The sequence below is a fragment of the Rheinheimera sp. genome, from assembly GCF_036568245.1.
Classification (GTDB): domain Bacteria; phylum Pseudomonadota; class Gammaproteobacteria; order Enterobacterales; family Alteromonadaceae; genus Alishewanella.
The window spans coordinates 1-5440 of sequence record NZ_DATCSY010000315.1; the positions used below are offsets into that span (position 1 = coordinate 1).

General features: G+C 51.9%; 2 protein-coding genes and 1 pseudogene. 2 read left to right on the plus strand and 1 reads right to left on the minus strand.

Going from position 1 to position 5440, the window contains the following annotated elements:
* The first annotated feature begins 281 nt into the window (after nt 1-281).
* The gene (gene purL / locus VIN66_RS14080; RefSeq protein ID WP_331924573.1) at nt 282-4175 is read left to right on the plus strand and encodes a phosphoribosylformylglycinamidine synthase; all 3894 of its coding nucleotides are present in this window, start codon (nt 282-284) and stop codon (nt 4173-4175) included.
* Between the two features lie 135 nt (nt 4176-4310).
* Nucleotides 4311-5111, plus strand: coding sequence for a M15 family peptidase (locus VIN66_RS14085; protein WP_331924572.1), 801 nt, complete (start codon nt 4311-4313; stop codon nt 5109-5111).
* 12 nt (nt 5112-5123) lie between these two features.
* On the opposite strand, the pseudogene VIN66_RS14090 reads toward VIN66_RS14085, so the two are convergent.
* A pseudogene (locus tag VIN66_RS14090) lies at nt 5124-5440 on the minus strand (histone deacetylase family protein); the annotation flags it as partial.

The window sequence follows — 5440 nt, forward strand, 5'->3', positions numbered from 1 at the left end:
TGGGCCGTGCAAAATGCCAACCTTTAGGGTATCCATTTGATAAATATTGAAAAGCTGACTTTGCTTCGCTACAGGGCTGCAGCCGCAAAGCCAAATCAATACGAGTAGCCAGTAGCTACTTTTCCCCATGCTTATTACCTGTTTACACTGATTCAGCGGCTGTTATAGCAAACTTCTGCTTCGACGTCAGTGTTTACTCATACCACTTAGGCAGAAATTTCTTTATAATGGCGCGCCTGTTTCAGGTTCCATCGTTGTTCAACCCACGGGAAAAAAAGCCTATGTTGATCCTGCGTGGTGCGCCAGCACTGTCCGATTTCAGAATTCAGAAGTTACTCGACCAATGCGCCCAAAGTGGCTTAACTGTCAGCAATATCTATGCTGAGTTTATGCACTTTGCTGATGTCAGCGGCGCATTAACTGACGCACAGCAGCACACGCTGGATAAGTTGCTGACTTACGGTCCGGCTATCGCCAGCCATGAACCACGTGGCCAGATGCTGCTGGTTACTCCCCGCCCGGGAACTATTTCGCCGTGGTCATCTAAAGCGACCGATATTGCCCACAACTGTGGCCTGTCTCAGGTAAAACGTTTAGAGCGCGGTATTGCCTACTATATCGAAGCTGCGGCTGAATTAAACCAGCAACAATTACAGCTGGTTGCGGCTTTACTGCATGACCGCATGATGGAGGCGGTATTTACCGAGCTGACGCAGGCCGAAGCCTTATTTGCTAAAGCGCAGCCGGCTCCTCTTGCTTCTGTTGATATTTTAGCTGGCGGGCGTGAAGCATTGGCCAAAGCCAATAGCGAGATGGGCCTGGCGCTGGCAGAAGATGAAATTGACTACCTGTTTAGCAATTTTACCGCCTTAGGCCGTAACCCGAACGACATTGAACTCTATATGTTTGCTCAGGCAAACTCTGAGCACTGCCGGCACAAAATTTTTAACGCCGACTGGACAATCGACGGCGTGCAACAGCCTAAATCGCTGTTTAAAATGATTAAGAACACCTTTGAACAAACGCCGGATTATGTGTTATCAGCCTATAAAGATAACGCTGCGGTAATGGAAGGCTCAGCGGCAGGGCGTTTCTTTGCCCAGCCAGGCAACAATACTTATCAGTACCACCATGAAGATATCCATGTACTGATGAAAGTTGAAACCCATAACCACCCTACAGCCATTTCACCCTATCCGGGCGCAGCTACCGGTTCGGGTGGCGAAATTCGTGACGAAGGCGCTACCGGTGTTGGTTCTAAACCCAAAGCTGGTTTAGTGGGCTTCTCGGTATCAAATTTACGTATCCCCGGCTTTGAGCAGCCTTGGGAAACTGACTTTGGTAAGCCAGAGCGTATTGTTTCTGCGTTAGATATTATGCTGGAAGGCCCGCTTGGCGGCGCGGCTTTTAATAACGAATTTGGTCGCCCGGCGATCAATGGTTATTTCCGTACCTACGAAGAGAAAGTACCGAGTCACAATGGTGAGGAATTGCGCGGATACCATAAACCGATTATGTTAGCCGGTGGTTTGGGTAATATCCGTGCGGAACACGTACAAAAAGGCGATTTACCGGTAGGTGCTAAATTAGTGGTTCTGGGCGGCCCGGCGATGAATATCGGCTTAGGCGGCGGTGCCGCTTCCTCTATGGCATCGGGCCAGTCAGCTGAAGATCTGGATTTTGCTTCAGTGCAGCGCGAGAACCCGGAAATTGAGCGCCGTTGTCAGGAAGTTATTGACCGCTGCTGGCAGCTGGGCAAAGACAACCCAATAGTGTTTATTCATGACGTAGGCGCCGGTGGCTTATCCAATGCGTTCCCTGAGCTGGTGAACGATGGTGGCGTTGGCGGTAAGTTTGAACTGCGTAATGTACCAAATGATGAACCAGGCATGTCGCCGCTGCAAATCTGGTGTAACGAATCGCAAGAACGTTACGTGATGGCGATACCGGCGGACAAAATGCCGGTGTTTGAGCAGATCTGTAAGCGTGAGCGCGCGCCTTTCGCTGTTGTAGGTGAAGCCACCAGTGAGCAGCATTTAACGTTAACCGATACCCACTTTGGCAGCACGCCAATTGACTTACCGCTCAGTGTATTACTGGGCAAACCGCCAAAGATGCACCGCGACGTGAAAAGTGCGACCTCTGCCGGTAAAGTGCTGGATCTGTCTGGCGTCAGTGTAAAAGAGGCCGCAGAGCGCTTACTGCGTTTACCCGCTATCGCTGAGAAAACCTTCCTGGTCACCATCGGTGACCGCACTGTAACAGGCCTGGTGGCCCGCGATCAGATGGTTGGCCCGTGGCAGGTACCGGTTGCCAACTGCGGTGTTACCGCTGCCAGTTACGATACTTATCACGGCGAAGCGATGGCAATGGGCGAGCGAACCCCTGTTGCACTGCTGGACTTTGCTGCGTCGGCACGTCTGGCCGTCGCTGAAGCCATTACCAATATTGCTGCAACCGATATCGGTGATTTGAAACGCGTTAAGTTATCAGCAAACTGGATGGCTGCCGCTGGTCACCCGGGTGAAGATGCCGGTTTATATGCCGCGGTTAAAGCTATTGGTGAAGAGCTGTGCCCGGCGCTGGAAGTGACGATTCCGGTCGGTAAAGATTCAATGTCGATGAAAACCAAGTGGCAGCAAAATGGCGAAGATAAAGCGGTTACTGCACCTTTATCTTTGGTCATCACTGCTTTTGCCCGGGTAGAAGATATCCGTAAAACGGTAACGCCGCAGCTACGTACAGATAAAGGCGATACCAGCCTGTTACTGATCGATTTAGGTCAGGGCCAGAACCGTCTGGGTGCTTCTTGTCTGGCACAGGTGTACAAGCAGTTAGGTCAGACACCGGTCGATTTAGACAGCCCGGAACTGTTAATCAACTTCTTTAATGCTGTGCAACAGTTAACGCGTGAACAAAAACTGCTGGCGTACCATGACCGTTCAGACGGTGGTTTGTTCGTAACCCTGGCAGAGATGGCGTTTGCCGGTAAGGCCGGTGTCAATGCGGACATTGCTGCCCTGGGCAATGATGATATGGCGGTGCTGTTCTCAGAAGAGCCGGGTGCTGTGATTCAGGTAAGCAACAGTGAACTAGCCTACGTGCAGCAAGTGCTGGCGCAACATAATCTGGCGCAGTGCAGCCATGTTATCGGCAGCGTAAACAGCAATGATGAGCTGCGTTTCAGCCGTGGTGATGCTGCAGTGCTGACTGACAGCCGCACCCGGTTACGTTGTATCTGGGCGGAAACCACTTATCAGATGCAGGCGCTGCGTGATAACCCGGCCGGTGCCAAACAGGAATTCGAGGCCAAAGCGGATGCAGCTGATCCTGGTTTAAATGTTAAGCTCAGTTTTGATATCAATGCCGATGTTGCCGCACCTTTTATCTTAAAAGGCGCTGCGCCGAAAGTAGCGATTCTACGGGAGCAGGGCGTTAACTCGCATGTTGAAATGGCAGCCGCCTTTAACCGTGCTGGTTTTACCGCTATTGATGTCCATATGAGCGATATTCTGGCAGGCCGCGCCAAGCTGAGTGACTTCAACGGCTTGGTTGCCTGTGGTGGTTTCTCTTACGGTGACGTTTTGGGCGCCGGTGAGGGCTGGGCTAAATCTGTGTTGTTTAACGACATGGCACGGCAGCAGTTTGCTGATTTCTTTGAACGTAACAGTACTTTCTCGCTGGGTGTCTGTAACGGCTGTCAGATGATGTCTAATTTAAAGAGCCTGATCCCCGGCGCCGATTTATGGCCGCACTTTGTGCGCAATAAATCAGAGCGCTTTGAGGCGCGTTTCAGTCTGGTAGAAATTCAGCAAAGCCCATCGTTGTTCTTCAATGGCATGGCAGGCTCTCGTATGCCAATCGCGGTATCACACGGTGAAGGCCACGCTGAATTTGCCTCAACAGAAGCGTTTGCCAAAGCCAACCACAGCGGCACTGTAGCGATGCGTTTTGTTGACCACTACGGTAATGCCACGGAGCAATACCCGCAGAACCCGAATGGTTCACCTGCCGGTATTACTTCGCTTACCACCACGGATGGCCGGGTGACTATTATGATGCCGCACCCTGAACGGGTATTCCGTGCTGTGGCTAACTCATGGCAGCCGGACGGCTGGCAGGAAGACAGCCCGTGGATGCGGATGTTCCGCAATGCCCGCGTTTGGCTTGGCTAAAAGCGTGCCGGCAATAAACCGCTGAATCCAAACCCTGCTCCGGCAGGGTTTTGTTTTTCCTGCATTTATTTATCCGGCAAAGGCCAAACAGCACAGCTAAACTTAGCTCGTTAACCTTTAACGGGCAGCAATAACATGGACACACTTGCTGTAATTTCACTGAAGAATGCACTTAATATTAGCCACAGCACTGAGCTTGGCGATAATCATGCCGCCATACAGCACTATTTGCAGCGGCATAGCGCCGAGTTGACACAAGCGCAAGGCTGGCAAAGCTGGCCCGCGCAGCGTCAGGCAGTATTGTGCCTACAGCTGTGTTGTAAACAGGCCGGATTGCAGCCTGGTTTACTCGATGGCTGGTGGGGGCCACAAACGGCTTATGCAGCAGAGCAGTTGGCCGGTTTACAGCAACAACAAAAAATACCGCCACCCTGGCGTGATAGCTATAGCACGCCGGCAAACCCGAACAACTGGCCATTGGAACGGGATCAGGAGCTAAGAGCCTTCTATGGTGAACCGGGTAGTCAACTGGTAAAAGTCAGTTTTCCATACCCGATGCGATTGGCGTGGGATACCTCAACGACAGTGCTGGCGACTCAGTGTCATCATAAAGTTGCCGCCAGCATGCAAAAGGTGCTGGAGCAAGTGTTGCTGTTTTATGGTTTCACTGCCGTGCAGCAACTGCGGCTGGACTTATACGGCGGTGGTTTTAATTTGCGTGCCAAGCGCGGCGGCAGCAGTTTATCTACCCATAGTTGGGGTATCGCCCTGGACTTTGACCCTGAACACAATCAACTGAAGTGGGACGGCAGCAGAGCTGCATTTGCCCGCTCTGAATACGATTACTGGTGGCAGTGCTGGGAAGATGAAGGCTGGGTCAGCCTTGGCCGTAGCCGTAACTACGACTGGATGCATGTGCAGGCGGCCAGGCTCTGACACTGGTTTTGGCTACATCAACCCTTTTAAGAACGCCACCACGCTTCGGCCAAGCGCGCTTAAGGCATAGCCGCCTTCCAGCATCGCGACCAACCGTCCTTCACAGTGGTTGTCGGCTAGTTGCTTTATTTGTTGCGCTATCCATTGATAGTCATCTTCTGTCAGCAGGAACTGCGCCATATCATCTTCACGGTGGCCATCAAAGCCTGCTGATACCAAAATCAGCTGTGGTTTAAAGTCATTGATACGTGCCAGCCAGTGTGCCGAGATCTTCTCCCGCCACAGTGCCGGTTTGCACAGCGCCGGCAGAGGCAAATTTTCGATATTGT

What these genes read in the sequence shown, in the direction of transcription:
- VIN66_RS14085 (WP_331924572.1), top strand. Translation starts at nt 4,311, where the DNA reads ATGGACACACTTGCTGTAATTTCACTGAAGAATGCACTTAATATTAGC.
- purL (WP_331924573.1), top strand. Translation starts at nt 282, where the DNA reads ATGTTGATCCTGCGTGGTGCGCCAGCACTGTCCGATTTCAGAATTCAG.